Annotated in this window: 26 protein-coding genes; 7 read left to right on the forward strand and 19 right to left on the reverse strand. The window is 70.0% G+C overall.

Translation table 11 applies throughout. The annotated features are described in order from the left end of the window. Positions 1-136 precede the first annotated feature (136 nt). Complete coding sequence (locus BU28_RS0110630) at positions 137-1,249, reverse strand: NADH:flavin oxidoreductase/NADH oxidase (RefSeq protein ID WP_028719461.1); 1,113 nt, start codon at positions 1,247-1,249, stop codon at positions 137-139. A 128-nt stretch (positions 1,250-1,377) separates the two neighbouring features. On the opposite strand from BU28_RS0110630, the gene BU28_RS0110635 reads away from it, so the two are divergent. Together BU28_RS0110635 and BU28_RS0110640 are read left to right on the forward strand one after the other, a co-directional pair. Beyond that, on the forward strand, positions 1,378-2,166 hold the full coding sequence (locus BU28_RS0110635) for an inositol monophosphatase family protein (protein ID WP_028719462.1): 789 nt from the start codon (positions 1,378-1,380) through the stop codon (positions 2,164-2,166). Between the two features lie 61 nt (positions 2,167-2,227). Further along, positions 2,228-3,181, forward strand: coding sequence for a DMT family transporter (locus tag BU28_RS0110640; RefSeq protein WP_028719463.1), 954 nt, complete (start codon positions 2,228-2,230; stop codon positions 3,179-3,181). On the opposite strand, the gene BU28_RS22685 is transcribed toward BU28_RS0110640, so the two are convergent. Next, on the reverse strand, positions 3,132-5,315 hold the full coding sequence (locus BU28_RS22685) for a lytic transglycosylase domain-containing protein (protein ID WP_051578119.1): 2,184 nt from the start codon (positions 5,313-5,315) through the stop codon (positions 3,132-3,134). The two genes, BU28_RS0110640 and BU28_RS22685, sit on opposite strands and share 50 nt — an antisense overlap. Before the next feature lie 104 nt (positions 5,316-5,419). On the opposite strand from BU28_RS22685, the gene dapA reads away from it, so the two are divergent. Beyond that, positions 5,420-6,295 carry a 4-hydroxy-tetrahydrodipicolinate synthase gene (gene dapA / locus BU28_RS0110650; RefSeq protein WP_028719464.1) on the forward strand — a complete coding sequence of 292 codons (876 nt, stop codon included), beginning with the start codon at positions 5,420-5,422 and terminating at the stop codon, positions 6,293-6,295. Here the strand turns inward: dapA and BU28_RS0110655 are convergent. Genes BU28_RS0110655 through BU28_RS0110680 form a run of 6 tightly spaced genes read right to left on the reverse strand, consistent with a single transcriptional unit; the run spans position 6,292 to position 12,175 of the window. Further along, positions 6,292-6,642 (reverse strand): Na+/H+ antiporter subunit G, encoded by a 351-nt coding sequence (locus tag BU28_RS0110655; protein ID WP_028719465.1) that lies wholly within the window; start codon positions 6,640-6,642, stop codon positions 6,292-6,294. The genes dapA and BU28_RS0110655 overlap by 4 nt on opposite strands. A 14-nt stretch (positions 6,643-6,656) precedes the next feature. Then, positions 6,657-6,926, reverse strand: a complete 270-nt coding sequence (locus tag BU28_RS0110660; RefSeq protein WP_028719466.1) for a K+/H+ antiporter subunit F — start codon at positions 6,924-6,926, stop codon at positions 6,657-6,659. Continuing rightward, positions 6,923-7,414: a Na+/H+ antiporter subunit E gene (locus BU28_RS0110665; protein ID WP_028719467.1), complete on the reverse strand. Its 492-nt coding sequence runs from the start codon at positions 7,412-7,414 to the stop codon at positions 6,923-6,925. The genes BU28_RS0110660 and BU28_RS0110665 overlap by 4 nt, the downstream gene beginning before the upstream one ends. Beyond that, positions 7,411-8,994 carry a monovalent cation/H+ antiporter subunit D gene (locus BU28_RS0110670; protein ID WP_028719468.1) on the reverse strand — a complete coding sequence of 528 codons (1,584 nt, stop codon included), beginning with the start codon at positions 8,992-8,994 and terminating at the stop codon, positions 7,411-7,413. The genes BU28_RS0110665 and BU28_RS0110670 overlap by 4 nt, the downstream gene beginning before the upstream one ends. Then, complete coding sequence (locus tag BU28_RS0110675) at positions 8,991-9,341, reverse strand: Na+/H+ antiporter subunit C (protein WP_028719469.1); 351 nt, start codon at positions 9,339-9,341, stop codon at positions 8,991-8,993. The genes BU28_RS0110670 and BU28_RS0110675 overlap by 4 nt, the downstream gene beginning before the upstream one ends. Beyond that, positions 9,341-12,175 (reverse strand): monovalent cation/H+ antiporter subunit A, encoded by a 2,835-nt coding sequence (locus BU28_RS0110680; RefSeq protein WP_028719470.1) that lies wholly within the window; start codon positions 12,173-12,175, stop codon positions 9,341-9,343. The genes BU28_RS0110675 and BU28_RS0110680 overlap by 1 nt, the downstream gene beginning before the upstream one ends. A 113-nt stretch (positions 12,176-12,288) precedes the next feature. Here BU28_RS0110680 and ruvC point away from each other — a divergent pair, with 113 nt between their 5' ends. From ruvC to ruvB, 4 genes are read left to right on the forward strand one after another with little or no spacing between them, the layout of a single operon-like run. Beyond that, positions 12,289-12,783, forward strand: a complete 495-nt coding sequence (gene ruvC, locus BU28_RS0110685) for a crossover junction endodeoxyribonuclease RuvC (protein ID WP_028719471.1) — start codon at positions 12,289-12,291, stop codon at positions 12,781-12,783. Between the two features lie 10 nt (positions 12,784-12,793). Continuing rightward, positions 12,794-13,465, forward strand: a complete 672-nt coding sequence (ruvA, locus tag BU28_RS0110690) for a Holliday junction branch migration protein RuvA (RefSeq protein ID WP_028719472.1) — start codon at positions 12,794-12,796, stop codon at positions 13,463-13,465. A 5-nt stretch (positions 13,466-13,470) separates the two neighbouring features. After that, positions 13,471-14,379, forward strand: coding sequence for a zinc metalloprotease HtpX (gene htpX, locus BU28_RS0110695; RefSeq protein WP_028719473.1), 909 nt, complete (start codon positions 13,471-13,473; stop codon positions 14,377-14,379). After that, on the forward strand, positions 14,376-15,401 hold the full coding sequence (gene ruvB, locus BU28_RS0110700; RefSeq protein ID WP_028719474.1) for a Holliday junction branch migration DNA helicase RuvB: 1,026 nt from the start codon (positions 14,376-14,378) through the stop codon (positions 15,399-15,401). The genes htpX and ruvB overlap by 4 nt, the downstream gene beginning before the upstream one ends. Positions 15,402-15,580: 179 nt before the next feature. Here the strand turns inward: ruvB and BU28_RS0110705 are convergent, their stop codons facing one another. The 11 genes from BU28_RS0110705 to BU28_RS0110755 all read right to left on the reverse strand — a co-directional run bounded on the left by BU28_RS0110705 (position 15,581) and on the right by BU28_RS0110755 (position 25,972). Continuing rightward, positions 15,581-15,883 (reverse strand): chorismate mutase, encoded by a 303-nt coding sequence (locus tag BU28_RS0110705; protein ID WP_028719475.1) that lies wholly within the window; start codon positions 15,881-15,883, stop codon positions 15,581-15,583. 138 nt (positions 15,884-16,021) lie between these two features. Continuing rightward, positions 16,022-17,920 (reverse strand): ATP-dependent zinc metalloprotease FtsH, encoded by a 1,899-nt coding sequence (gene ftsH / locus BU28_RS0110710; protein ID WP_028719476.1) that lies wholly within the window; start codon positions 17,918-17,920, stop codon positions 16,022-16,024. 61 nt (positions 17,921-17,981) lie between these two features. Beyond that, positions 17,982-19,259 carry a tRNA lysidine(34) synthetase TilS gene (gene tilS, locus BU28_RS0110715; protein ID WP_051578120.1) on the reverse strand — a complete coding sequence of 426 codons (1,278 nt, stop codon included), beginning with the start codon at positions 19,257-19,259 and terminating at the stop codon, positions 17,982-17,984. After that, positions 19,249-20,178 carry a tetratricopeptide repeat protein gene (locus BU28_RS0110720; protein ID WP_036762659.1) on the reverse strand — a complete coding sequence of 310 codons (930 nt, stop codon included), beginning with the start codon at positions 20,176-20,178 and terminating at the stop codon, positions 19,249-19,251. Before BU28_RS0110720 ends, tilS begins: the two co-directional genes overlap by 11 nt. Continuing rightward, positions 20,178-20,684, reverse strand: coding sequence for a peptidoglycan-associated lipoprotein Pal (pal, locus tag BU28_RS0110725; protein WP_028719479.1), 507 nt, complete (start codon positions 20,682-20,684; stop codon positions 20,178-20,180). Before pal ends, BU28_RS0110720 begins: the two co-directional genes overlap by 1 nt. A 22-nt stretch (positions 20,685-20,706) precedes the next feature. After that, positions 20,707-22,017 carry a Tol-Pal system beta propeller repeat protein TolB gene (gene tolB, locus BU28_RS0110730; RefSeq protein ID WP_028719480.1) on the reverse strand — a complete coding sequence of 437 codons (1,311 nt, stop codon included), beginning with the start codon at positions 22,015-22,017 and terminating at the stop codon, positions 20,707-20,709. A gap of 77 nt (positions 22,018-22,094) precedes the next feature. After that, positions 22,095-23,660, reverse strand: coding sequence for a hypothetical protein (locus tag BU28_RS0110735; RefSeq protein WP_028719481.1), 1,566 nt, complete (start codon positions 23,658-23,660; stop codon positions 22,095-22,097). Between the two features lie 2 nt (positions 23,661-23,662). Continuing rightward, complete coding sequence (locus BU28_RS0110740) at positions 23,663-24,127, reverse strand: ExbD/TolR family protein (RefSeq protein WP_028719482.1); 465 nt, start codon at positions 24,125-24,127, stop codon at positions 23,663-23,665. After that, positions 24,127-24,822 carry a protein TolQ gene (tolQ, locus tag BU28_RS0110745; protein ID WP_028719483.1) on the reverse strand — a complete coding sequence of 232 codons (696 nt, stop codon included), beginning with the start codon at positions 24,820-24,822 and terminating at the stop codon, positions 24,127-24,129. Before tolQ ends, BU28_RS0110740 begins: the two co-directional genes overlap by 1 nt. Before the next feature lie 87 nt (positions 24,823-24,909). Next, positions 24,910-25,299, reverse strand: coding sequence for a tol-pal system-associated acyl-CoA thioesterase (gene ybgC / locus BU28_RS0110750; protein WP_028719484.1), 390 nt, complete (start codon positions 25,297-25,299; stop codon positions 24,910-24,912). Positions 25,300-25,393: 94 nt separating this feature from the next. After that, positions 25,394-25,972, reverse strand: coding sequence for a hypothetical protein (locus BU28_RS0110755; protein WP_415839793.1), 579 nt, complete (start codon positions 25,970-25,972; stop codon positions 25,394-25,396). Positions 25,973-26,008: the final 36 nt, after the last annotated feature.

Raw genomic sequence — 26,008 nt, forward strand, 5'->3', positions numbered from 1 at the left:
CTGCCGGACGACATGCCCTTGGTCCCCGAGACGCGCGGCAGAGCGGGCGCCAGCCGGCGAAACCCGGCTGCGTTTAAGCCAGCCAGGCGGGGGGGCAGGCGAGACGCCCGCCCCGGCCTCTTGAACCCCGCGGCCCCTAGCGCGGCTGCAGCAGGTCCCGCAGCGGGCTCGGGGCGCTGCGCAGGTATTGCGGCGCGGCGGTCACGCTGGCGCCCAGGGCGGCGGCGGCGTGCCAGGGCCAGCGCGGGTCGTAAAGCGCGGCACGCGCGATGGCGATCATGTCGGCGTCGCCGGTCGCGACGATCGCCTCGGCCTGGTGGGGCTCGGTGATCAGGCCCACGGCGATTACCGGCATGTCGGGCACGGCCTCCTTGACCGCGCGGGCCAGCGGCACCTGATAGTTCGGGACCGCCGCGATGCGCTGGCGCGGGTCCAGCCCGGCCGACGAGACGTGATAGGCCGTGCAGCCCCGCTGATGAACGGCCCGGGCCAGGGCGATGGTGCCCTGGATATCCCAGCCGCCCTCGACCCAGTCGGTGCCCGACACGCGGATCGTCACCGGATAGCCATCGGGCACGGCGGCGCGCACGGCGTCGAACACTTCCAGCGGAAAGCGCATGCGGTTTTCCAGACTGCCACCATAAGCGTCGGTCCGGCGGTTCGACAGCGGCGACAGGAATTCGTGCAGCAGGTAGCCATGCGCGGCGTGGATCTGGATGACGTCGATGCCCAGCCGGACGGCGCGGCGCGCGGCCTCGGCAAAGGCGTCGCGGATCCGGTCGAGGCCGGCGCGGTCCAGCGCCTCGGGCGGGTTCTCGTCCGCCGCATAGGGCTCGGCCGAGGGCGCGACGGTCTGCCAGCCGTTCGGCTGGTCGGGGGCGATCTGCGCGCCGCCCCGATCCCAGGGCCGTTCGCACGAGCCTTTGCGCCCGGCATGGGCCAACTGGATCGCGATGGGCATGTCCGACCAGGCGCGGATGCCTTGCAGAACCTCGGCCATCGCCCGCTCGGTCGCCTCGTCGTAAAGCCCCACGTCGCCATAGGTGATGCGGCCCTCGGGGGTGACGGCGGTCGCCTCGATGGTCAGGATCCCCGCGCCCGACTGCGCCAGGCTGCCCAGGTGCTGCATGTGCCAGGCGTTCATCTGCCCGTCCACCGCCGCATATTGGCACATGGGCGCGATGACGATGCGGTTGGCCAGCGTCCTGCCGCCGATGGTGATGGGTTCGAAAAGCTTGGGCAAGGCCATGGTCGGTCCCTTCTGTTGTGTCTGCGACAGGTAGTGCATCCGACCGATGGCGCAAGCCCCCCGCGGGCGGCTTCACTTTCGGCGGGGCTTGGCCTAAGAGGCAGGCCAATCCCGAAAAAGGAAACGTCATGGCCAGCGCCAATCTCAACATCATGATCAAGGCCGCGCGCAAGGCGGGCCGCAGCCTCGTCAAGGACTTCCGCGAGGTCGAGAACCTTCAGGTCAGCGTCAAGGGCGCGGGCGACTTCGTCAGCCGCGCCGACCGCGAGGCCGAGCGCATCATCAAGGAAGAACTGCGCGCCGCCCGCCCGAACTATGGCTGGATCGGCGAGGAGACGGGCGAGGACGCGGGCGAGGACCCGACCCGGCGCTGGATCGTCGATCCCCTGGACGGCACCACCAACTTCCTGCACGGCCTGCCGCACTGGGCGGTCAGCATCGCGCTGGAGCACAAGGGCGAGATCGTCGCGGCGGTCATCTTCGACGCCGCCAAGGACGAGATGTTCACCGCCGAAAAGGGCGACGGCGCGTTCCTGAACGACCGCCGCATCCGGGTGTCGGGACGCCGCCAGATGATCGAGTCGATCTTTGCGACCGGCGTGCCCTTCGGCGGGCGCGGCACCCTGCCCGCGACGATCCGCGATCTCAGCCGGCTGATGCCGTTGACGGCGGGCGTGCGGCGCTGGGGCGCGGCCTCGCTGGATCTGGCCTATGTCGCCTGCGGCCGCTTCGACGGCTATTGGGAACGCGGCATCAATTCCTGGGACGTGGCGGCGGGCGTTTTGCTGGTACGCGAGGCGGGCGGCTTCGTCGAATCGATCAAGCCCGACCAGAGCCCGGTCGAATCCGGCCAGATCATCGCGGCGAATGCCCAGCAGTTCGAAGGGTTTGCAGAAATCATCCGCAGCCGCGACTAAGACCCGGTTGACGTTTCGCGCAGGCCGGCGCATGGCTTCCATACCAAGCCGAAAGCCTGCCATGACCGACAATATCCCGACCGGGCCGGTGCTGGCCCCCGGCACCCAGCCTGCGGCCCGGCCCCTTGCGCAGAAGCCGGACCGCCAGGGCACGGCGATCCTGCTGATCTGCGTCGCCGCCTTCATCTTTGCCATCCAGGACGGCATCTCGCGCCATCTCGGGTCGGAATATTCGCCGGTCTTCGTGACCATGCTGCGCTATTGGTTCTTTGCGCTGGCCGTGGTCCTGCTGACCTGGCGCCGGCCGGGCGGGCTGCGCGCGGCGATGCGCAGCAAGCGGCCCTTCAGCCAGGCGCTGCGCGGCGTCCTGCTGGCCCTCGAGATCGTCATCACGATCGAGGCCTTCGTGCGCCTGGGCCTGATCAACACCCATGCGGTCTTTGCCTGCTATCCCCTGCTGATCTCGGTCCTGTCGGGGCCGGTCCTGGGCGAAAAGGTCGGCTGGCGGCGCTGGGTCGCGGCCGGCGTGGGCTTTCTGGGCATCCTGATCATCCTGCAACCGGGGCGCGGCGTGTTTTCGGCCGAAGCGGCGCTGCCGTTCCTGGCGGCGGTGATGTTCGCGGTCTATGGCCTGCTGACGCGCCGGGTCGGGCGCGACGACCCGGCCATGGTCAGCTTCGTCTGGACCGCCATCGTGGGGGCGATCACCATGACGCTGATCGGCCTGCCCGAATGGGAGCCCATCGCCGGGCGCGACATTCCCTGGCTGCTGCTGCTCTGCGCCTTTGCGGGCATCGCGCATTTCATGCTGATCAAGGCCTATGAGCTGGCTGAGGCTTCGGCGCTGCAGCCCTTCTCCTATACCCAGCTGGTGTGGATCAGCATCTTCGGCGTGGTCTATTTCGGCGAGGTGCTGGCCCCGCATGTCGCCATCGGCGCGGCCATCGTCGTCGGCGCGGGGCTGTTCACCTGGTGGCGGTCCCTGGTCCGGGAACGGGCAGCGCGGGGTCGATGACCGCCGCCGCCGGGTCCGAGGCCGCAACCACCGCCGGGACCGGCACCAGCACCTGCGCCAGGACCCCGCCCGCGCCGAAATGGGCCAGCGCCCGCCCCGACATCGGCGGGCGGGACGAATAGGCCAGCCGGATCGGCGGCTGCGGCGGCACCGGCATCAACCCGCCCCCGGTCAGGTCGAAGCTGGGCACGATGGGCGCGGGCCGCCCCGCGATGCGGGCGCGATAGACGGGCAGCGCCTCGGCCACGCGCATGACATAGTTGCGGGTTTCGTCGAACGGGATCATCTCGACCCATTCGACCGGGTCCGCCTCGCGCCGCAGGTCGCCGAAATCGGCCAGCCAGCGGGCCGAGCGACCCGGCCCCGCATTGTAGCCCGCCGCGACCAGCGCGACCGAGGTGCCGAAGCGGTCGCGCAGGCCCGTCAGATAGGCCGCGCCCAGCCGCGCGTTATAGGCCGCGTCGCGCGTCAGCCGGCGCTGGTCGAACGGCTCGCCGAGCTTTCGCGCCATGGCCCGGGCCGTGTCGGGCATGACCTGCATCAGTCCCAGCGCCCCCGCATGCGACGAGACCGTGTGGTTGAACTCGCTTTCGCGCCGGGCGATGGCCATGACCAGTTCGGGCGGCAGGCCCAGCGGCTTCCCTTCTAGGCCCGTCAGCGGGTAGTAGGCGGCGGGATAGATCACGCCCTTGGCGGCGGCGGCCTTGGCCAGGCGCAGCGCGTGCCAGGGCTTGCGCAGTTCGACCATCAGCCGGGCCATGCGGCCGATGTCCTCGGGCGGGGCGGTTTCGGCCAGGTGCAGGAAAAACCGCGCGCCCTGGTCGAAATCGCCCGCCGCAAGCAGCCAGACGCCGGCCTGCCAGACCGGGTTCGCGCGCAGCGCGCTGCCGCGCCAGTCGGGCAGGCTGTCGGGCGCAGGACCGGGAACGGCCAGCGCCGGCTGCATCGGCTCGCGCAGCCTTTCGGCGGCAAGCTGGCCGTAATAGGCCGTCTGCCAGCTTGCCGCGTGCAGATAGACGGCGCGGGCGGCGCCGGCATTGCCCGCCGCCTCATGCGCGCGGCCCTGCCAGTACAGCGCGCGGGACAGCGAGATCGGGCTTGCGACCCCGTCCTCGATCCGGCGGAAATGGGCCAGGGCACGGTCCGGGGCGCCGCCCTTCAGCGCGGCAAAGCCCGCGATCCATTCCAGGTCGATGAAATCCTCGCCCCCCGAAGGCAGGAAATGGTTGGCGGCCAGTCGCTCGGCCAGGGCCCAGTCGCCCGCGCGCAGGGCGGCGCGGGCATAATCGGCGCGCTTGCCGGCCCAGGCGGCGGGATCGCGCAGCGCCTCGGCCGAGGTCGAGCGTTCCAGCATCAGGTCGCGCGCCAGATCGCCCATCCCGGCCCGCACCCGCCAGTTGAAGCGGTCGAGCGCCAGCCCCGCATCCGCCCGCGCCTGCGCCGGCAGGGCCAGGATCAGCGTGTCCACCCCCGCCTGCCCCGATTGCACCGCGATCCGGGCCTGCGCCAGCGCCTGCATCGGGGCCGAGGCGACGGGCAGCATGTCGCGCGCGGCGCGCCATTCGCCGATGTCCAGCAGGTTCGCGATGCGCTGGTCGTGCAGGTCCAGCAGCACCGGGCTGTGGGCGGCCATGAAGGCCTCGGCCTCGGGCTTGGCCAGCGGCGTCGTGGTCCAGAAGCGCGCGATCTCGGCCTGGGCGGCAGCCGGGTCCAAGACGGTCAGCGCGGCGATCAGCGCCTCGGCGGCGGGCAAGGTCTCGGGGCGGCGGTCGCCGAACCAGGCCAGGATCTGCGCCGGCGGCAGGTCGGGCCGCAGCAGCGCATCCCCCCGCCGGTACAGCAGCGCCATGCCCGGCCAGTCGCGATGGCTCAGCGCGAATTGCAGGTATTCTGGCCATGTCCCCTGCCCCGCCCGCAGCCGCTGCCAGCGGATCAGGTCCTGCGCGATGGGCCCGGACCGCGCCGCATGGTCCTGCGCGCCGGGCCAGTCGCGTTGGGCCGAACGCTCCAGCGCGCGGGCCAGCGCGGCCGCGTCCTCGGCTCCGGCACTGCCACCCAGGCCGGGCCCCAGCCCGAGGGCCAGCGAAAAGGCCAGCACCGGGCCCAGAATCCTGTCGCGCAAGGGATACGTCATGGCGCCATTTCTGCGGCGATCCGCCGGCCTGCGCAACTCACATCCTTGGCAAGCGGCGCGGGCGGTTGTAAGGGCGATGGGCAATCAAACGTCAGGATAACGTCATGTTCAAAGGCTCCCTGCCCGCGCTGGTCACGCCCTTCACCCCCGACGGGGATCTGGATCTTGCCGCGCTGGAAAAGCTGGTCGAATGGCAGATCGCACAGGGCAGCCACGGCCTGGTGCCCGTCGGCACCACCGGCGAAAGCCCGACCCTGACCCATGACGAGCATCGCAAGGTCGTCGAGGAAGTCGTGCGCATCGCCGCCGGCCGCGTCCCGGTGATCGCGGGGGCGGGCTCGAACGCCACGCATGAGGGGATCGGCCTGGTCCAGCACGCGCAAGAGGCCGGCGCCCAGGGCGCGCTGGTGGTGACGCCCTATTACAACAAGCCGACCCAGGCCGGGCTGATCGCGCATTTCACCGCGCTGCACGAGGCCTCGGACCTGCCGATCATCATCTACAACATCCCCGGCCGCTCGGTCGTGGACATGACGCCCGAGACGATGGGTGAGTTGGCGAAGCTGCCGCGCATCGTCGGCGTCAAGGACGCGACCGGCAAGCTGGAGCGCGTCAGCCAGCAGCGCATCACCTGCGGCACCGACTTCATCCAGCTGTCGGGCGAGGATGCGACGGCGCTTGGCTTCAACGCGCACGGCGGCGTCGGCTGCATCAGCGTCACCGCGAACGTGGCGCCGAAGCTTTGCGCCGAGTTCCAGCAGGCGACGCTGGCGGGCGACTATGCCAGGGCGCTGGAATACCAGGACCGGCTGATGCCGCTGCATGTGGCGATCTTCCTGGAGCCGGGCGTCGCGGGCGCGAAATACGCCCTGTCGCGGCTGGGCCTGTGCAGCGACCGGGTGCGCCTGCCGCTGGTCGGCCTGACCGATGCCACGAAGGCGCAGATCGACGCGGCGATGGAACACGCCGGGCTGCTCTAGGGCTCTTCCCGGTCCGAAAACGTGGCCCAGTCGCCCTTTGGCGGCGGGGGCACCTTGGCCGGGCCGCCCAGGTGCAGGTTCGCCTTGGCGATCATGTTGCCGGTGACGGGCGCGGTCAGGAACAGGAACAGCGCGATCAGAAACTCGTGCCAGCTGGCCTGCCCGCCCCGCAGCGGGAACCACAGCATCGAGGCCACGAGCACCGCCCCCACGCCCAGCGTCGCCGATTTCGTCGGCGCGTGCAGCCGCGTCATCGGATCGGGCAGCCGGATCAGCCCCCAGGACCCGACCAGCCCGAACACGCCGCCGATGATCAGCAGCCCGGACACCAGGATTTCCCCGATCATTGCCGCTCCTCCTCTTATTCGATGATGTCGCCGCGCAGGATGAACTTCGCATAGGCGACGGTCGAGACGAAGCCCACCATGGCAAACAGCAGCGCCGCCTCGAAATACAGGCCGGTGCCGCGGTCGATCCCGAACAGCGCCAGCAGCGCGATGGCGTTGACGGTCATCGTGTCCAGCGCCAGCAGCCGGTCGGGCAGCCCCGGCGCGCGCACCACCCGGTACAGGCAGCACAGCATCGCCAGCCCGAAACAGCCATAGGCAAAGCCGAGAGCCAGGCCGATCATTCGAAAATCTCCTTCAGGCGCGATTCGTAGCGCGTCTTGATCTCGGACAGGACGGCATCGGGATCGGGGGCGTGCAGGCAATGGACCAGCAGGCTGCGGCCGTCGCGCGACAGGTCGCAGCTGACCGTCCCGGGGGTCAGGGTGATGGTCGCGGCCAGGGCGGTGATCGCCTCGGGGCGGCGCAGGTCCAGCGGCACGATGACCCAGGCCGGGCGCAGGTTCGTGCGCGGCATGAACAGCACGATCCGCGCGACCTGGAAATTGGCCCGCACGATGTCGCCGATCACGATTCCCAGAAAGGCCGGCACACGCCCCGGCCGGCGCAAGCCGCCCGCGCCCTGCCAATAGGGCGCGACCGCCAAAGGCACCGCCACGGCCATAATCCCCGCAAAGACCAGCGATCCCAGCGCCCAGCGGTTCACCAGCGCCATCCAGACCGCGACCAGGGCCAGCGACAGGATGGGGTGCGGGAACAGCCGGCGGATCATTTCGTGCCCTCCTGCCCGTGCAGCACGGCGCCCAGATAGGCGGCGGGATCGTGCAACTGCGCGGCCGCCGCCTCGGCCAGGCGCATGGCGGGGCCGGCCAGCAGCGTCAGCGCCACGATGCCGGCCAGCAGCGCCCCCACCGCCACCGCCGTCAGCGCGGGCGAGGCGGCGTCGCCCAGGTCCTGGATCGGCTCGTGCGTTTCCAGCTTGGTCGGGATCGGGCCGGGCGGGCCCGGCTCGGGGTCGGGCGCGGGCAGGGCCGGTTCCCGCGCCTGCCAGAACAGGACCGAGCCCGCGCGCGCCATGCCATAGATCGCGACCAGCGAGGTCGAAAGCACCGTGCCCCAGATCCAGACCGCCCAGGGCGCGCCCTGGGTCGCCTGCAGGATCATCAGCTTGCCGAAGAAGCCCGAGAACGGCGGCATCCCCGCCATCGCCACGGCCGAGGCCATGAAGAAGGCCGCGATCATCCCCTGCCAGGGCAGCGCGGGCCCGGGGCGCAGCCACAGGTCGCCCCGCCGCGCGCCGATCATGTCGGCGATCAGGAACAGCGCGGCGCCGGCCAGCGTCGAATGGATCAGGTAATACAGCGCCGCCGCCGTGGCCTGCGGGCTGAACTGCGCCACCGCCACCGCCAGCGTGCCGACCGAGCCGATGGCCGCAAAGGCCGCGACCCGCCCCAGGTGGCGGCTGCCCAGGATGCCGATCTGCCCGATCGCCAGCGTGAACAGGGCGGCGGGCAGCAGCAGTTCGGCCACCACCTGCCCGGTCGTGCCGCCATGCGGAAAGACCAGGGTAAAGAAGCGGATGATGGCATAGATGCCGACCTTGGTCATGATCGCGAACAGCGCCGCGACCGGCCCCGGCGCATCCGCATAGGTCGAGGGCAGCCAGAAATGCAGCGGCACCAGTGCGGCCTTGATGGCAAAGACCAGCATCAGCAGGACTGCCCCGGTGCGCAGCAGCGCGGTGTCCTGGGCGGGCATGGCCGCCACGCGCGCAGCCATGTCGGCCATGTTCAGCGTGCCGGTGACGGCGTAAAGCACTCCAAGCGCCGCCAGGAACAGGACCGAGCCGACCAGGTTGTAGGCGATGTACTGCACCCCGGCCCGCAGCCGCATGGCCCCGCCGCCGTGGATCATCAGCCCATAGCTTGCGATCAGCAGGATCTCGAAGAACACGAACAGGTTGAAGGCGTCCCCGGTCAGGAATGCGCCGCACAGGCCCATCAGCTGGAACTGCCACAGGGCATGGAAATGCCAGCCCTTGCGGTCCCAGCCCGATCCGGTGGCGTATAGCTGGACGACCAGCGCCAGCGCCGCCGTCAGCAGCAGCATCAGCGCCGCCAGCCGGTCCAGCATCAGGACGATGCCGAAGGGCGCGGCCCAGTTGCCCAGGCGATAGACCTGTATCTGTCCCGTTCCCGCCAAGCCCGCCAGGTACAGCGCGACCCCCAGGAGGGCGACGGTGCCGGCGATGGAAAACACCCGTTGCAGCAGCAGGTCGTCGCGCATCCACAGGATGATCAGCGCGCCGATGACGGCGGGCAGCAGGACCGGGGCGATCAGCAGATGGCTCATGCGTCCTCCGGGGGGGCGCGGTCGTCGCGGGGCATGTCCACGCGATCGTCGCCGCCTTCCAGCCAGGCACCCAGCGCCATCATGACCAGCACCGCCGTCATGCCGAAGGAAATGACGATGGCGGTCAGCACCAGCGCCTGCGGCAAGGGGTCGGTATGGGCGGCGACGCCGTCGCGCAGGACCGGCGGCGCGTCGACCACCAGCCGCCCGGTCGAGAACAGGAACAGGTTGATCGCATAGCTCAGCATGGTCGTCCCCAGCACCACGGCAAAGCTGCGTCGGCGCAGGATCAGATAGATGCCGGCGGCGGTCATCACGCCGATGGCGCTGGACAGCAAAAGCTCCATCAGCCCTTTCCTTGCGTCGCGGGGTTGCTGGGGTCGACGTCCATGGGCGCGTGATCCCTTTGGCCGGCGACGCGCGCCAGCCGCGACAGCGAATCCAGCGCCAGCATCACCGCGCCGAGGACGCACAGGAACACGCCCAGGTCGAACCCCATGGCCGAGGCCAGTTCGAATTTCTCAAGCCCCGGCAGCGTGACATAGCCGAAGGCCGAGGTCAGGAAGGGCAGGCCCGCGAACCAGGCTGCGATCCCGGTGATCCCCGCCGCGACCACGCCCGCCCCGATCAGCGCGTGATAGGGGATGCGGTTGCGCTCCATGGCCCAGGCATAGCCCGAGGCCATGTATTGCGACACCAGCGCGATGGCCACGACCAGCCCGGCGATGAACCCCCCGCCCGGCAGGTTGTGGCCGCGCAGAAAGATGTAGACGCCCACCAGCAGCGCGATGGGCAGGATCTGCCGGGTGACGACGACCAGCATCAGCGGATGGATCGCCCCGGCGCGCCGGCGGGGCTGGCTGCGCAGGGCGCGCAGCCGCCGCGCGCTTTCGCCGACCAGCAGGGTCTGGGTCAGGGCAAAGATCGTCAGCGCGGCGATGCCCAGAACGGTGATCTCGCCAAAGGTGTCATAGCCGCGGAAATCGACCAGGATCACGTTGACCACATTGTTGCCGCCGCCCAGCCGATAGCTGTTTTCGACCATGTAGCCCGAGATCGACGGAAAGGCGAAATCGCCCCGCATCACCACATAGGCCAGCGCGCCGAAGCCCAAGCCCCCCAGCGTCGCGATCGCCGCGTCCAGCCCGCGCTTGGCCGGGCGGCTTTCGACCGGGCTGCGGCGCGGCAGGAAGTTCAGTGCTAGCAGCAACAGGATCACCGTGACCACCTCGACCGAGATCTGGGTCAGCGCAAGGTCGGGGGCGGAAAGGTACAGGAACGAACAGGACACCATCAGCCCCACGATCCCCACCAGGACCAGGGCCAGCACACGCTCGCGGTGCCAGGCGACCATGCAGCCCGTGGCGGTCACCAGCATCAGCCAGCCGATCAGCGGCACGACCTGGACGGGCAGCATGGGCCGCGTCGGCCCGCCGTAGCCGCCGGTCGAAAACGCCCAGGCGCCGCACAGCACGACCGTCAACGCCAGCCCCAGCATGGCCCGCGCCATCGAGCCGTTGGTCAGCCGGTCGGTGAAGGCGCGCGCAAGCCGCGCGGCCACGGCCTCGCCCACGGCAAAACCTGCCCCTGCGTCGGGGCGGCGCAACCCGTCGCGCCAGGCCAGCAGGCGCGGCTGGCGCATCAGCACCCAGGCCCCGCCCGCCACGGCCAGCAGCGACAGCGCCAGCGCCGGCGTCAGGCCATGCCACAGCGCGAAATGCGGGTGCGGCTGCCCGCCGGTGACCGCACCCGCCGCCGCCGTCACCAGCCAGCCCGCGACCGCGTTCGGAAACAGCCCCATCGCGACGACCAGCACCGCCAGCAGGCTGGGCGACAGCCACAGCCCCGGCCCCGGATCGTGCGGCGCATGGGGATAATCCTGGCGCACGGGGCCCAGGAACACCTGCCAGACCAGCCGCAGCGAATAGCCGACCGAGAACAGCGCCGCCAGAGCCGCCAGCCCGGCCAGCAGCGCACCGCCCGCGACGGCCTGCTCCAGCATCATCTCCTTGGAGAGGAACCCGTTCAGCGGCGGGATGCCCGCCATCGACAGCGCGGCCACGGCGGTGATCGCGAAGGTCAGCGGCATCAGGCGCCGCAAGCCCCCCAGCCCGGCGATGGACCGCGTGCCGGTTTCATGATCGACGATGCCGGCGGCCATGAACAGCGCGGCCTTGAAACTGGCATGGGCCAGGATGTGGAACAGCGCCGCGACCGCCGCCGCCTGCGTGCCCAGCCCCAGAAGCATCGTCACCAGCCCCAGATGCGAGATCGTGGAATAGGCCAGCAGCGCCTTGAGATCGTCGCGAAAGATCGCGACCCAGGCGCCCAGCAGCATGGTGACAAGCCCCGCCCCGGTGACCAGCCAGAACCATTCGGGCGTCCCGGACAGCACCGGCCACAGCCGGGCCAGCAAGAAGATCCCCGCCTTGACCATGGTGGCCGAGTGCAGATAGGCCGACACCGGCGTCGGCGCCGCCATCGCATGGGGCAGCCAGAAATGGAACGGGAACTGCGCCGACTTGGTGAAGGCCCCCAGCAGGATCAGGACCAGCGCCGGGGTGTAAAGCGGGCTGGCCTTGATGGCATCGCCCGATGCCAGGATGTCGGCCAGTTCGAAGCTGCCCGCGATGCGCCCCAGGATCAGCATCCCCGCGATCATCGCAAGCCCGCCCAGGGCTGTCACGACCAGCGCCATGCGCGCGCCGCGACGGGCCTCGGGCAGGTGGCTCCAATAGCCGATCAGCAGGAAGGACGACAGCGAGGTGAGTTCCCAGAACACCAGCAGCAGCAGCACGTTCCCGGACAGGGCGATGCCCAGCATCGCGCCTTGGAACAGCATCAGGAAGGTGAAGAACCGCCCCGCCGGATCGCGCTCGGACAGGTAGTGGCGGGCGTAAAGCTGGATCAGCAGGCCGATCCCCAGGATCAGCAGGCCGAACAGCAGGCCCAGCCCGTCCAGCCGGAAGGTCGCCGACAGCCCCGCCTGCGGCAGCCAGTCCAGCCGCGTCTGGACCACCGCGCCCGACAGGACGGCCGGGATGTGCAGGATCAGCCCGATCAGCGCGACCAGCGTGGCGCTTGCGCTGGCCATCGCGGCCACCCCCCGACCCGACCGGATCAGCAGTCCCGGCAGCAGGGCGCCCAGAAAGGGAAGCGCGGCGATCAGGGCAGGCGACATGATTTCTCCATGGCTGCCATGTCCCCGACCCGGGGCGGCGATGTCAACCCGAACCCGAAATGTCTGGTCGATGTTCGCCTTTCGTGCTAGCCATGGGCGCAAAAGGGGCAGGCATGAAGATCATCGGGATCGACCCGGGTTTGCGAAACATGGGCTGGGGCGTCATCGCCGTGGACGGACCGCGGCTGCGCCATCTGGGAAACGGCATCGTCCATTCCCAGGGCGACGCCCTGGGACCGCGGCTGGCGACGCTGTATCGGGGGCTTTGCGCGGTGATCGCCGAACACGCGCCCGACGCGGCGGCGGTCGAACAGACCTTCGTCAACAAGGACGCCGTCGGCACGCTGAAGCTGGGCCAGGCCCGCGGCATCGCCCTGCTCGCCCCGGCCGAGGCGGGGCTGGACATCGGCGAATACGCCCCCAATGCCGTGAAAAAGACCGTGGTGGGCGTAGGCCACGCGGCCAAGGACCAGATCCAGCACATGGTCCGCTTCATGCTGCCGGGCGTGGAATTCGCGGGGCCCGACGCGGCGGATGCGCTGGCGGTGGCGATCTGCCACGCCCATCACATCCAGGGCCGCCGCATCAGGATCAAGGTGATCGCATGAGGAGCATGGCATGATCGGGCGGATCGCGGGCATCATCCTGCACCGGGCGCAGGACCATGTGCTGATCGACGTGCGCGGCGTCGGCTATATCGTCCATGTCAGCGAACGCACCTCGGCCAGCCTGCCGCCGGCCGGGCAGGCCACGGCGCTTTATACCGAACTGCTGGTGCGCGAGGATCTGCTGCAGCTTTTCGGCTTTCCGACGCTGGTCGAAAAGGAATGGCACCGGCTGCTGATCTCGGTCCAGGGGGTGGGCGCGCGGGTGGCGCTGGCGATCCTGGGCACGCTCGGCCCCGAGGGCCTGGGCCGGGCGCTGGCCCTGGGGGACTGGTCATCGCTTAGAAAGGCGCCGGGCGTCGGTCCCAAGCTGGCGCAGCGCGTGGTGATGGAACTCAAGGACAAGGCCCCCGCCGTCATGGCGCTGGGGGGCGGGTTGACCGTCGACCCCGGCCCCCTGCCCCAGGCCGCCGAGGTGCTGGAGACCCCGCCGGCGCCGGCCGGCGCGCCTCCCGCCCCCGCATCGGCGCAGGCGACGGCGGATGCGCTCTCGGCCTTGGGCAATCTGGGCTATGCTCCGTCCGAAGCGGTTCGCGCCGTGGCCGAGGCGGCGGGTCAGGAACCCGGCGCCACGACCCCGGCGTTGATCCGCGCCGCCCTGCGGCTGCTGGCACCCAAGGAGTAACGCTGATGCCCGGACATATGCGCACCTTCATCCTGATGGCGGCCCTGACCGCGCTGGTCATGGGCATGGGCTGGCTGATCGGCGGCCAGGGCGGCGCGGTGATCGCGCTGCTGGTGGCCGGCGCGGGCAACGTCTTTGCCTGGTGGAACAGCGACAAGATGGTGCTGCGCCAGCAGGGCGCGCATCGGGTCACGCGCCAAGAGGCCCCCGAACTCGTGGACATGGTGGCGGCGCTGGCAAGCCGCGCGAACCTGCCCATGCCGGCGGTCTATGTGCTGGAAACCGAACAGCCCAATGCCTTCGCCACCGGGCGCAACCCGGAAAACGCCGCCGTCGCGGTGACGCAGGGCATCATGCGGGTGCTGACGCGCGACGAACTGGCCGGGGTGATCGCCCATGAGCTGGCCCATATCAAGCACCGCGACACGCTGACCATGACGGTGACGGCGACCATGGCGGGGGCCATCGCCATGCTGGGCAACATGCTGATGTTTTCGTCGATGTTCGGCGGGCGGGACGACAACCGCGGCGGCGGCCTCGCCGCGATCCTGGCGATGATCTTTGCGCCCCTGGCGGCGGGGATGGTGCAGATGGCGATTTCCCGCACCCGCGAATACGAGGCCGACCGGACCGGGGCCGAGATCTGCGGCCAGCCGATGGCGCTGGCCGGGGCCCTGGCCAAGATCTCGCGAGCCGCGGCGCAGGTCGTGAACATCCCGGCCGAGAAGAACCCCGCCTCGGCCAGCCTGTTCATCGTCAACCCGCTGCACGCGCTGCGCATGGACCGGCTGTTCGCCACCCACCCCCCGACCGAGGAACGCATCGCCCGGCTGCGCGCCCTGGCCGGCGGCGGGGCTGTCATGGCCTCGCGCGTGCCGGCCTCGGGCCGCGGCGGGCCATGGGGCAGCCGATGATCCAGCCCGACCCCATGCTGCGCCCCGAGCCGATCGAGGGCGAATTCGAGGACCGCGCCCTGCGCCCGCAGATGCTGTCCGATTTTGTCGGCCAGGCCGAGGCGCGCGCCAACCTGCGCGTCTTCATCGAAAGCGCCCGGATGCGCGGCAAGGCGATGGACCACACCCTGTTCCACGGCCCGCCCGGCCTCGGCAAGACGACGCTGGCCCAGATCATGGCGCGCGAACTGGGCGTGAACTTCAAGATGACCTCAGGCCCGGTTCTGGCCCGGGCCGGGGACCTCGCGGCGATCCTGACCAATCTCGAGGCGCGCGACGTGCTGTTCATCGACGAGATCCACCGCATGAACCCGGCGGTCGAGGAGATCCTCTATCCGGCGCTCGAGGACTTCGAACTGGACCTGGTGATCGGCGAAGGCCCGGCCGCGCGCACCGTGCGGATCGAGTTGCAGCCCTTTACCCTGGTCGGCGCGACGACCCGGCTGGGCCTGCTGACGACGCCGCTGCGCGACCGGTTCGGCATTCCGACCCGGCTGGAGTTCTACACGATCGAGGAACTGGACCTGATCGTGACCCGGGGCGCCCGGCTGCTGGGCGTCCCGTCGGACCCCGAAGGCACGCGAGAGATCGCCCGCCGCGCCCGGGGCACGCCCCGCATCGCCGGTCGCCTGCTGCGCCGGGTGATCGACTTCGCCCTGGTCGAGGGTGACGGCCGCCTGACCCGCCAGATCGCCGACAGCGCCTTGACGCGTCTGGGGGTGGATCACTTGGGTCTGGACACCGCCGACCGTCGCTATCTGACGCTGATGGCCGAACATTACGGTGGCGGCCCGGTCGGCGTCGAAACCCTGTCCGCTGCCCTGTCGGAAAGCCGCGATGCCATCGAGGAGGTGATCGAGCCCTACCTCATGCAGCAGGGCCTGGTCGCCCGCACCCCGCGCGGCAGGATGCTGGCCCGGCTGGGCTGGCGGCATCTGGGGCTGGACGTTCCGCGCGTGCAGGAAAGCCTGTTCGACGATTAATCCTTTTGGCAAACGCCGCGGGGGGGCTCTGCCCCCCGTTCGTCGCTGCGCTCCTCTCACCCCCCGGGATATTTGGGCAAGAAAGAACTCGAGAAACGGCACGCGTTTCTTTCTTGCAAAAATATCCTGGGGGAGCGCGGCACGCGCGGGGGCAAAGCCCCCAATTCCGACGACCGGGTTCAGCGCGACAGCAGCCGGTCTTCCTGGGCGATGAAATGTTCCATCATCATGCGCCACAGGCTTTCCGCCAGGTCCGGGTCCAGCCCTTTTTCCTCCGCCAGGCGACGGGCGTTGGCGGCGACTTCCTCGACCCGGCTGTCGATGCGGGCGGGCAGCCCCTCGCGCAGCTTGATGCGGGCGGCCTCGTCGATCAGGGCGGCGCGCTCGGACAGAAGCGCGACCAGCCGGCCGTCGAGTTCGTCGATACGCGCGCGCAGCGCGTGCATGGCGGAGTCGGGGGGCAGGATCGGCTCATCGGTCATGGGCCGGTCTTACCCCGGCTCGAGGTCAGAGGGAATGGCCTGCGCGCAGGAGTCGGTTTTGGTGCCGGGCGAGTGGCACGATCAAAATGAAACAGCCGCCCGGACGGGGCGGCTGCCTTGGGTGCATTGTCAGCGGTCTTAGCCTTGCGGCTGGGGTGCTGCCTCGGTAGGGGCCGGGGCCGGTCCGGTGCGCGGGATGGCGCTGACCGAAGGGATCGAGGAACTGGGCGTATTGTCATCCCCGCCCAGCGGCTCGCCCCGGATCACGCGGCCGATATCTTCGCCGGTCAGGGTTTCGTATTCCAGAAGCCCCTTGGCCAGGCGCTCGAATTCTTCGTTCTTTTCGGTCAGGATGCGATAGGCATCCTGATAGCCCTGTTCGATCAGGTCGCGGACCTCCTGCTCGATCAGTTCCTTGGTCGCAGCCGAGACCGAGAAGCCGCCGGTGTTGCCGGAATAGCCCTCATGCGCTTCGGCATAGTCGATGTTGCCGACCTTGTCGGACATGCCCCAGCGCATCACCATGGCGCGCGCCAGAGCACTGGCCTGCTGGATGTCGCCGGCGGGGCCGTTCGACACGCCTTCCTCGCCATACTTGATGATCTCGGCGGCCTTGCCGGCCATGGTCATGGCAAGCTTCTGCTTGGCCTCGTCCTTGTGATAGTTCAGCCGGTCCATCTCGGGCAGCGACACCACCATTCCCAGCGCGCCGCCGCGCGGGATGATCGTCGCCTTGTAGACCGGATCGCATTTCGGCAGCGACAGGCCGACGATGGCGTGGCCGGCCTCGTGATAGGCGGTCTTTTCCTTCTGCTCGGGGGTCAGCACCATGCTGCGGCGTTCGACACCCAGCATGACCTTGTCCTTGGCGTTCTCGAAATCCTCCATGGTGACGAAGCGGCGGCCCAGCCGGGCGGCGGTCAGCGCGGCCTCGTTCACCAGGTTCATCAGGTCGGCACCCGAGAAGCCGGGCGTACCGCGGGCGATGATGCGCAGGTCCACGTCCGGGCCCACGGGCACCTTGCGGGCGTGGACCGACAGGATCTTCTCGCGGCCCTTGATGTCGGGGTTCGGGACATAGATCTGGCGGTCGAAGCGACCGGGGCGCAGCAGTGCCGGGTCCAGCACGTCCTTGCGGTTGGTCGCGGCGATGATGATGACGCCTTCGTTGGCGTCGAAGCCGTCCATTTCCACCAGCAGCTGGTTCAGCGTCTGTTCGCGTTCGTCGTTGCCGCCGCCGATGCCGACGCCGCGCGCGCGGCCGACCGCGTCGATCTCGTCGATGAAGACGATGCAGGGGGCCGATTTCTTGGCCTGCTCGAACATGTCGCGGACACGGGACGCGCCGACGCCGACGAACATCTCGACGAAGTCCGAACCCGAGATGGTGAAGAAGGGTACGCCCGCCTCGCCCGCGATGGCGCGCGCAAGCAGCGTCTTACCCGTCCCGGGCGGGCCGACCAGCAGCGCGCCTTTCGGGATCTTGCCGCCCAGGCGGCTGAATTTCTGCGGGTTGCGCAGGAACTCGACGATCTCCTCAAGCTCCTCCTTGGCCTCGTCGATGCCGGCGACATCATCGAAGGTCACCCGGCCGTGCTTTTCGGTCAGAAGTTTCGCGCGGCTCTTGCCGAAGCCCATGGCCCCGCCTTTGCCGCCGCCCTGCATCCGGTTCATGAAGAAGATCCACACTCCGATCAGCAGGATGAAGGGCAGCCACACGCCCAGAAGCGACATGAAGCCCGACTGCTGCTGACGCTCGACCCGGACGTCGACGCCCTTGTCGACCAGCTTGCCGGCGATGTCCTCGCCCATCGGGCGGACGGTGGACAGCTTTTGCCCGTCCTTGGTGGTGATGCCGACGGTTTCGCCGTCGATGGTGACGGCCGTCACCTCATCCTTGTCCACCCGCTGGATGAAGTCGGAATAGCTGATCTGGCGGCTGTTCATCTGCGACGAGCCGTCGCTGAACAGGTTGAACAGCGCAAGGATCATCAGGAACAGCACCACCCAGAAGGCGATATTGCGCGCGTTGCCCAAAAGGGTTTCCTCCACGGGTAGGACAGGCTTCCGCCTGAAAATAGGGATTCCGGCGCCGGGTTCAATGCGTATAGAGCAGCGCGCGAAAGTCGTCGATGGTTCGCAGCGGCCGGGCGGCGATGCGGGGATGGGATTTCAGCAGCGGGGCCGCGACCAGATCGCCCCCCCGCCACACCGCGGGCGTGGCCGCGGCCTCGTCCCGGCCCAGCCGGGATTGGCGCCAGTTCAGCGCGGGCAGCGGCCCATGGCCCAGGGCCGACACGGTCTCGTCGGGTTCAAGGCCGGTCAGCGCCCAGCGGCCATCCCAGCGCGCGCCGCCCGCCTCATCGGCCATGGCCGGCGCGGCGCGGGCGGCGGCGGCAGGCTCGCGGAACAGGCGGAGCCGGTCGGTCAGGGGTTCGGCGATGGCACCGTCCAGCGTGGTGCGTGCTCCGGTGTTCAGCGCCGCCAGCGCATGCAGCAGCGCCTCGCGCCGGGGCGGATAGTCCGAGCCGTTGACGAAGCGCAGCCCCGCCACCAGCAGCCGCCGGCGGATCTCCAGCGGCGCGCGGCGGAATGGGGTCAGCGGCAGCGCCAGCGTGCCCTGCGCCGCCTGGGCCCCATGCGCGACCTTGGCGGCAAAGACCTGCAGCGCGTCCCGCGCCATGGCCAGGTTTTCGGCCGATTGCGACAGCCGGGCGGCGGGCAGGTCCAGGGCGGCCAGCGCCTGGCGGATGCGCACCCGGTCGTAATCGGCATTGTCGTTCGAAGGGTCGTCCACCCAGCCGATGCCCCGCGCGACCAGCCAGTCGCGCAGCTCGGCCCGGGTGACGCCCAGCATGGGCCGCAGCCACAGCATCCCGAAGGCGGGGCGCACCGGCGCCATGCCGGCCAGCCCGTCCACGCCCGAACCACGCCCCAGCCGCATCAGCAGCGTTTCGGCCTGGTCGTCCAGCGTGTGGCCCAACAGGACGGCGGACAGGCCGTTGCGCTGCGCCCAGCCTGCCAGCAGTCGCAAGCGGGCATCGCGGGCCGCAGCCATCAGGTTCCCGGCCTCGGTGTCGCGGCGCCACAGCAGCGTCGCGTGCGAAATGCCCAGCGACTGCGCCGCGCGATGCGCCTCGCGCGCCTCGGCCGCGGATTCGGGGCGCAGCCCGTGGTCGACGGTCGCCGCCAGCAGCCGCCGGCCGCGCGCCCAGTCCCGCGCCAGATGCATCAGCGCGACGGAATCGCCGCCCCCCGACAGGGCAATGCCCAGCCTGGGCATGTCGCCGGCCAGTCGATCCAACGCCGCGTGAACGCGGCGGGTCACGCCATCGGGGATGGGTGATTCGTCCAGCGACAGGGCCTCAGTGGCCATCGACCATGTCCGCCGCAGCCTCGGGGTCGATGGAGGGGTCCATCGGCTCGCCCCCGGTTACGGTCTCGCATTGGGCGGCGCTCATGCGCTTTTCCGCCTCGGCCGCCTGCGGGCTGTCGGTAAAGCGCGCCAGGATTTCCTGAAGATAGAAGCAGCCCTCGGCGGGGCCCGCCTTGGCCTGCATCACCCGCGACAGGCCCAGCAGCGCGTCGGGCGCCTGCGGCCCGTTCGGGTTCGTGGCAAAGCTTTCCAGCCAGGCGATGCCCGCGCCGTCCAGGTCGCCCGCCGAATCCAGCGCCGCCCCCCGCAGGAACAGCGCCTCGGCGGTCAGCGGACCGCCCGCATGGGTTTCGGCGACGGCGGCAAAGAGGTCCGCAGCACGACGAAAGTCACCTTGACCGAGCACCTCCCGGGCCCGGTCGAAGTCGGCCTTTTCCGCGGCGGTCGCGGCCCCGGCCGAGGGGGTTTTCGCGGGGTCCAGCGCCCCCCGCTGGTCCGAGGACGGCAGCGGCGCGGACGCCCCACCCCCCTGGTCGCCCAGCGTCGGCGTGGTCAGGCTGCCCAGGTCGCAGCCCTCCTCCATCTCGCACAGGCGGAACTCGATGTCGCCGATGCGCGAGGTGCCGTCCCGGACCACGCGGTCGATGCGGTTCTGCAACTGCTCGGTCTGGCCGGTCAGCTGCGCCAGCCGCGCCTCCATCGCGTTCATGCGGTCGATGGCGCTGTCGCCGCCCGCCGCCGCAAAGCCCGCCGGGCCAGAGGCGACCAACTGCGCCCGCAGGCCCTGCAGGTCGGCCGAAAGCTGGTTCAGCTCGGCACGGATGTCGGCCAGGGTCTGGGCGTCCTGCGCCGCGACCGGCAGCGCCGCCAGGGCCAGGCCCGCCGCCAGGGCCAGGCCCCTGATACCGGGCAGGCGCATCACATCCCCGCCCCGGGGCTGACCGCCGTCACCGCGCGGCGGTTCTTGGAATAGCATTCCTCGGTCGAGCAGATCGCCAGCGGGCGTTCCTTGCCATAGCTGACCGTGCGCAGCCGGCCCGCCGCCACCCCTTGCGAGATCAGGTATTCCTGCACCGAGCTGGCGCGGCGCGCGCCAAGCGCAAGGTTGTATTCGCGCGTGCCCTGTTCGTCGGCATGCCCTTCGATCACGGCGGCAAAGCCCGCGTTCTGGTTCAGCCAGCCGGCCTGGTTGGCCAGGATCGTGCGCGCCTCGGGCGTCAGGGTGGACTGGTCCACGGGGAACAGCACCGTGTCGCCCACGCTGGTCTTGAAATACTCGGCCGAGCCGGGCAGCACCGCGCTGCCCACGCCCCCGCCCGCCCCGGCATAGGGGTCGTTCACCAACGCCCCCTGCTGGGCCGGCCGCGAGCAGGCCGCCATGCCCAGGACCGCACCGATCGCGGCAATTTTCACGAATGTCTTCATCAGTCTGTCCAATTCCCGCGGATTACGGCAGCAAAGGGCCCCAGTCGGGGTCCGAGGCCGCGCCATTCACCTTGACGGGTCGCATGTTGCGCCCGGTGATGTCCACCGAATGCAGGCGCGGCTCGCCATTGCCGCCGGGCGTGACCCGGGTGAACATCACGACGCGCCCATTGGGGGCCCAAGTCGGCCCTTCGTCAAGGAACGATTCTGTCAGCATTTTTTCTTCCGAGCCATCGGTGCGCATGACGCCGATGTGGAACTTGGCGCCGACCTGCCGGGTAAAGGCGATCATGTCGCCGCGCGGCGACCAGACCGGGGTGCCATAGCGCCCCTCGCCAAAGCTGATGCGGCGGGGCTCGCCCCCGTTCGCGCCCATGATGTAAAGCTGCGGCGTACCCGAACGGTCGCTTTCGAAGACGATCTGCGACCCGTCCGGGCTGTAGCTGGGCGAGGTCTCGATCGACGGCGCATTGGTCAGGGGCCGCTGCGCACCCGAGGCCGCGTCCATCTGATAGATGTCGGTATTGCCGTTCTTTTCCAGCGAATAGACGATCCAGCGGCCGTCGGGCGAGAAGCGGGGCGAAAAGCTCATGGTGCCCTGCTGGGCCGCCGACAGGGCGCGCGACGACAGGGTGTTCACGTCCAGCACCATGGCCTGGGGGAAACCCGTGGCATAGCTGGTGTAAAGGATCTTGGACCCGTCGGGCGAAAAGCGCGGCTTCAGCACCAGCGCGGAATCGTCGGTCAGGTATTTCACGTTCGCACCGTCGTAATCCATGATCCCGATACGCTTGAGCCGGTTGTCCTTGGGCCCGCGTTCCTGGACGAAGGCCACGCGGCTGTCGAAATAGGGCCCCTCGCCCGTCAGCCGGGCATAGACCTGGTCGGCCGCCTTGTGCGCCGCGCGCCGCCAGTTCCCTGTCGAGGCGTCGAACTGCATCCCGTCGCCCAGCGGCTGGCCCGCGAAGACGTCGAACAGGCGGAACTTGACGACGACCTTGCCGCCCTCGACGCGGCCGGCGCCGGTGATCAGCGCCTGGGCATTGATCGCCTTCCAGTCGTCGTAGCTGACGGGGGCGTCGAAGCTTTCGGGCCGCGCGATATGGGCGCTGGCCGGGATTTCGCGGAACAGCCCCGTGCCGGTCAGGTCGGCGGCGATCAGGCTTTGCACCTGGTTCAGATAGTCGCCGGCGCCGCCCTCGTCATGAAAGCGGGCGATGGCGAAGGGCATGGGCTCGACCACGCCGTCGGTGATCTCGATCCGCAGGGGGCCGTCCTGCGCCACGACCGGCGCGGCAATGCCCAGGGCCGCAAGGGCCGTGGCGGAGGTCATCAGAAATTTACGCAACATGAATCGCCTCTGGAGGTCTGGTTGCAGGATACCGGCGGGAACGGGGGGATGCCATGGCCCTAGTTGATCCGCGCCCCCCCGCCCGGATTGAAGTCGATGATGGTTGTTTTCCAGCGGTTGTATTTCTCGGCCGGCAGCTTGTAGCCGTCCTTCTGGCAGCGCAGGATGGCGCGCCGCGCCGCCTCGTAGGCCTGCTTGGCGGCGGCGTCCGAGCCGCCCTCGTGCCCGATCATGCGCAGCGAGGAGGATTCCACCCGCCCGTCCGGCGTCATGTCGAACTGGACCGACACCTTGGTCCGCGACGCCTCGCTGGACAGCGAGCCGATGTTCCAGCAGGCCTCGACCGCGACGCGGAAGCCGTCCTTTTCGCCCTGGCTCAGCGGCGGGCCGCTGGCGGCAGCCCCGCCCCCGCCGGTTCCGGCCGCGCCTTCCTGCCTTTTCTTTTCGGCAGCGGCGGCGGCCTTCTTCTCGGCGGCTTCTGCGGCCTTGTGCTCGGCCTCGGCACGCTCTCTGGCCTTGGCGGCAGCGGCGGCCTCGGCGGCCTTCTTCTCGGCCGCGGCCTTTTCGGCCTTTTCGGCGGCGGCACGCTTCTCGGCAGCCGCCTTCTTCTCGGCGGCGGCTTTTTCGGCAGCGGCCTCCTCGGCCGCGGCCCTTTCCGCGGCAGCCTTTTCCGCAGCCGCGCGCTTCTCGGCGGCGGCTTTTTCGGCGGCCGCTTTCTCGGCCCTTTCCGCCTCGGCGCGGCGCTCGGCCGCCGCGCGGCGTTCCGCGGCACGCTCCTCGGCCGCGCGCTCCTCGGCGGCTTCGGCCTTCTCGGCGGCGGCCTGGCGACGGGCGCGCTCTGCCGCGGCCTCGGCCTTGCGGGCCGCCTCGGCCTCTTCGCGGCGGGCAGCCTCGCGGCGCTCTTCGGCCGCGCGCTCCTGCGCGGTGCGCCTTGCGGCCTCGGCCTCGCGCTTCTCGGCGGCGGCCTCGGCGGCAGCGGCTTCCTCGGCCTCGCGGGCCAGCACCGCCTCGCGCCGCTGGGCAGCCAGGGCGGCCTCGCGCCGGGCCTGGGCGGCCTGCGCGACCGCTTCGGGCCGGCCCCGGGGCCGTGCGGATTCGACCGGCGCCTGCGCCGAGCGCTGCGGCACCGGAGCGGGGGATTGCGGCTGGGCCGCCTCGCGCGCCGGTTCGGGACGCGACGCGGGGGCCGGCGGCGCCGCCCCGTCGTCCGAGGCAGGCTGGCGCGGCTGCGGCGCCAGGGTCGCCACCGCGACGGGCCGGGCCTGATCCTGGAAATCGGAGAGGTCCGGGCGCGATTCCGGGCGTGCCGCAGGCCGGGCCAGTTCCGCCGCCGCCGCATCCGGCGCGGGCGGGGCCTGTGCCTCGGGCGCGCCGGCGCTGTCCTCGTCGGCTGGCGCGCGCGGCTGGGCCGGGGTGGTCGCGGCGGCCTCGGACAGGGGCGCCGTCCCCTCGGCCGCGGCGGCAAGCGCCTGGAACTCGGCCTCGGACATGGTCGAGACCTCGGCCATGCGCACGGCCTCCAGCGGCTGGGGCCGGAACAGGGCGCCGCCCAGAACGGCAAAGCCCAGGATGCCGGCATGGGCCGCCCCCGAAACCCACCAGCCGATGCGGTCGGCGCGGTCCATCGCTAGCCTTCCACGCCCGCGTCCATGCGCGGCCCGCCGGTGTCGGTGACCAGCACGATGTTGTTGAAGCCGGCGGCGTTCAGCGCGCCCATCACCTGCATGATCCGCGCATAGGGAATCGAGCCGTCCGCCCGCAGATAGATCTTGTCGCTCTGGCGTTCCTCGGCCACGGCGCGCAGCCGGGTGATCAGCTCCTCCTCGGGGACCTCGGTGTTCATCACCATGATCGGCCCCTCGGGCGTGACGGACACGGCCAGCGGTTCCTCGGGCTCGGCCGGGACGGATTGCGCGGCGGTCTTGGGCAGTTCCAGCGGCACGCCCACGGTCAGAAGCGGCGCCGCGACCATGAAGATGATCAGCAGCACCAGCATCACGTCCACAAAGGGCGTGACGTTGATTTCGGCCATCGGCTGGCTGCGGCTGCGGCCGCGCCCCTTGCGGGCCTTTCTGACGACCCCCGCACCCATCACGCGTCGTCCAGCTGGCGCGACAGGATGGTCGAGAATTCGTCGGCGAAGCTTTCGTAATTGCCGGTCAGCCGGTCGCTGTCGGCGCTGAGCTTGTTGTACAGCACCACCGCCGGGATCGCGGCCAGCAGCCCCAGCGCGGTCGCGACCAGCGCCTCGGCGATGCCCGGCGCCACCACGGCCAGCGAGGTGTTCTGCGAAATCGCGATCTCCTCGAAGGCGGTCTTGATGCCCCAGACGGTGCCGAACAGCCCGATGAAGGGCGCGGTCGACCCCACCGTCGCCAGGAATGGCAGTCCCGCAGTCAGCCGGTCGCTCTCGCGATTGATCGCCACGCTCATGGCGCGGTCGATTCGCGCGGTCGCCCCCGCGATCAGCCCGCCATCGTCGCGGTGGCTGCGGCGCCATTCGTTCATCCCGGCCGCAAAGATCCGCTCGGACGCCCCCTTGGGATCATCCCCGATGCGGTCGTAAAGATCGTCCAGCGGCTGGCCCGACCAGAAGGCGCGGTCGAACTTGTCGGCCTCGCGCCGCGCGGCGTTGATGATGATGATCTTGCGGATGATGATCGCCCAGGCCCAGACCGAGGCCAGGACCAGGATCACCATCACGATCTGGACCGTCAGCGAGGCGCGCGCGAACAGCGCGATCAGCGAGAAATCGACCGGCGTCCCGGCTCCGGCGAGTTGTTCCATCAATCAAGGCCTGTGCTATGGCCGCTGGCTGCGGCTTCTGGCCTGCCGCTTAGCAGACGCGGCGGGGATGACAAAGCCTTGCGCGTCTCAATTCTGCGTCAGCCGCTCGGCAACCGGGCGCGGCATCCGCACCGGCCGGCCTGCCTGGTTGATGCAGACCAGCGTGACCACGGCGGAAAACAGCACCGTGCCGTCGCGCACCACCTTCTGGCACAGCGCAATGCGCGCCGAGCCCATCTCGACCACCCGCGACTGCACGACCAGCGCGTCGTCGAAGCGTGCGGGCGACAGGTAATCCGCCTCGATCCGGCGCACGACAAAGACCAGGCCTTGGTCCTTCATCGCGACCTGATCGACGCCGCGGTCGCGCAGCCACTCGCTGCGGCCGCGTTCGATGAACTTCAGGTAGTTGGCATAATAGACGATGCCGGCAAGATCGGTGTCCTCGTAATAGACGCGGAGGGGGAACTGGTGCATGGGCTGTCTCCTGACTGATCCGTCGCGGGGGTTTTCCACCCCCGTCGTCGTACCGACGACTCCCCCGGAGGATATTTGGACACGAAAGAATGCTTCAGGTCGCGTGCAGCCGCGCGGCAAGGCGCAGGGCGTGCGAGGGATCGCGGGCGGCGGCAGGCATGACCGGATCATAGGCCGCCCGGATCAGCCGCGCCAGCGCCGGAGACGGAGTGACATCGCACGCAAAGGTCAGCAGGGCGCGCATTGCCAGCGCCTCGGCCAGTTGCGCCGGATGGGCATCGGCCAGACCGCCCCCCATGTTGACCAGCGTGATGCAGGCGCGGATGCCGCCGTCGGGATCAAAGCGAAAGATCCGGTACTGATCTGCCTTCCCGGCCCTCAGCCGCGCCGCAAGCCCCGCCTGACCGGTCAGCCGCTCCAGGTCGGGGATGGCGTCCAACTCGTCCCAGTCGCGCAGAAAGAACGTCATCATGTTCGCCCCCATCTCGGGGTCGGTCTCGGCCATGGGGATCCCGGCATGGCCAAGGGCGCCAAGGGTCACGCGGCGAAAGATGTCCAGCGTCTCGTCCGACAGGCCGAAGATCACCGGCGCGACCGGCCGCCCCCAGCGGGCGCACAGATACTGCCCGTCGCGGGTGAACAGCGCGGCGATCTCGTCAGGCCCCAATGGCAAGCGCTTTCTCCGTTTTGCAAATATCCTCGGGGGTGA

The sequence above is a fragment of the Paracoccus yeei ATCC BAA-599 genome (assembly GCF_000622145.1).
In the GTDB taxonomy this organism is placed as follows: Bacteria; Pseudomonadota; Alphaproteobacteria; order Rhodobacterales; family Rhodobacteraceae; genus Paracoccus; species Paracoccus yeei.

Excerpts from the sequence above, each read along its gene's own strand:
- BU28_RS0110630 (WP_028719461.1), bottom strand. The coding sequence starts at position 1,249 with ATGGCCTTGCCCAAGCTTTTCGAACCCATCACCATCGGCGGCAGGACG.
- BU28_RS0110635 (WP_028719462.1), top strand. The coding sequence starts at position 1,378 with ATGGCCAGCGCCAATCTCAACATCATGATCAAGGCCGCGCGCAAGGCG.
- BU28_RS0110640 (WP_028719463.1), top strand. The coding sequence starts at position 2,228 with ATGACCGACAATATCCCGACCGGGCCGGTGCTGGCCCCCGGCACCCAG.
- BU28_RS22685 (WP_051578119.1), bottom strand. The coding sequence starts at position 5,315 with ATGACGTATCCCTTGCGCGACAGGATTCTGGGCCCGGTGCTGGCCTTT.
- dapA (WP_028719464.1), top strand. The coding sequence starts at position 5,420 with ATGTTCAAAGGCTCCCTGCCCGCGCTGGTCACGCCCTTCACCCCCGAC.
- BU28_RS0110655 (WP_028719465.1), bottom strand. The coding sequence starts at position 6,642 with ATGATCGGGGAAATCCTGGTGTCCGGGCTGCTGATCATCGGCGGCGTG.
- BU28_RS0110660 (WP_028719466.1), bottom strand. The coding sequence starts at position 6,926 with ATGATCGGCCTGGCTCTCGGCTTTGCCTATGGCTGTTTCGGGCTGGCG.
- BU28_RS0110665 (WP_028719467.1), bottom strand. The coding sequence starts at position 7,414 with ATGATCCGCCGGCTGTTCCCGCACCCCATCCTGTCGCTGGCCCTGGTC.
- BU28_RS0110670 (WP_028719468.1), bottom strand. The coding sequence starts at position 8,994 with ATGAGCCATCTGCTGATCGCCCCGGTCCTGCTGCCCGCCGTCATCGGC.
- BU28_RS0110675 (WP_028719469.1), bottom strand. The coding sequence starts at position 9,341 with ATGGAGCTTTTGCTGTCCAGCGCCATCGGCGTGATGACCGCCGCCGGC.
- BU28_RS0110680 (WP_028719470.1), bottom strand. The coding sequence starts at position 12,175 with ATGTCGCCTGCCCTGATCGCCGCGCTTCCCTTTCTGGGCGCCCTGCTG.
- ruvC (WP_028719471.1), top strand. The coding sequence starts at position 12,289 with ATGAAGATCATCGGGATCGACCCGGGTTTGCGAAACATGGGCTGGGGC.
- ruvA (WP_028719472.1), top strand. The coding sequence starts at position 12,794 with ATGATCGGGCGGATCGCGGGCATCATCCTGCACCGGGCGCAGGACCAT.
- htpX (WP_028719473.1), top strand. The coding sequence starts at position 13,471 with ATGCCCGGACATATGCGCACCTTCATCCTGATGGCGGCCCTGACCGCG.
- ruvB (WP_028719474.1), top strand. The coding sequence starts at position 14,376 with ATGATCCAGCCCGACCCCATGCTGCGCCCCGAGCCGATCGAGGGCGAA.
- BU28_RS0110705 (WP_028719475.1), bottom strand. The coding sequence starts at position 15,883 with ATGACCGATGAGCCGATCCTGCCCCCCGACTCCGCCATGCACGCGCTG.
- tilS (WP_051578120.1), bottom strand. The coding sequence starts at position 19,259 with ATGGCCACTGAGGCCCTGTCGCTGGACGAATCACCCATCCCCGATGGC.
- BU28_RS0110720 (WP_036762659.1), bottom strand. The coding sequence starts at position 20,178 with ATGCGCCTGCCCGGTATCAGGGGCCTGGCCCTGGCGGCGGGCCTGGCC.
- pal (WP_028719479.1), bottom strand. The coding sequence starts at position 20,684 with ATGAAGACATTCGTGAAAATTGCCGCGATCGGTGCGGTCCTGGGCATG.
- tolB (WP_028719480.1), bottom strand. The coding sequence starts at position 22,017 with ATGACCTCCGCCACGGCCCTTGCGGCCCTGGGCATTGCCGCGCCGGTC.
- BU28_RS0110735 (WP_028719481.1), bottom strand. The coding sequence starts at position 23,660 with ATGGACCGCGCCGACCGCATCGGCTGGTGGGTTTCGGGGGCGGCCCAT.
- BU28_RS0110740 (WP_028719482.1), bottom strand. The coding sequence starts at position 24,127 with ATGGGTGCGGGGGTCGTCAGAAAGGCCCGCAAGGGGCGCGGCCGCAGC.
- tolQ (WP_028719483.1), bottom strand. The coding sequence starts at position 24,822 with ATGGAACAACTCGCCGGAGCCGGGACGCCGGTCGATTTCTCGCTGATC.
- ybgC (WP_028719484.1), bottom strand. The coding sequence starts at position 25,299 with ATGCACCAGTTCCCCCTCCGCGTCTATTACGAGGACACCGATCTTGCC.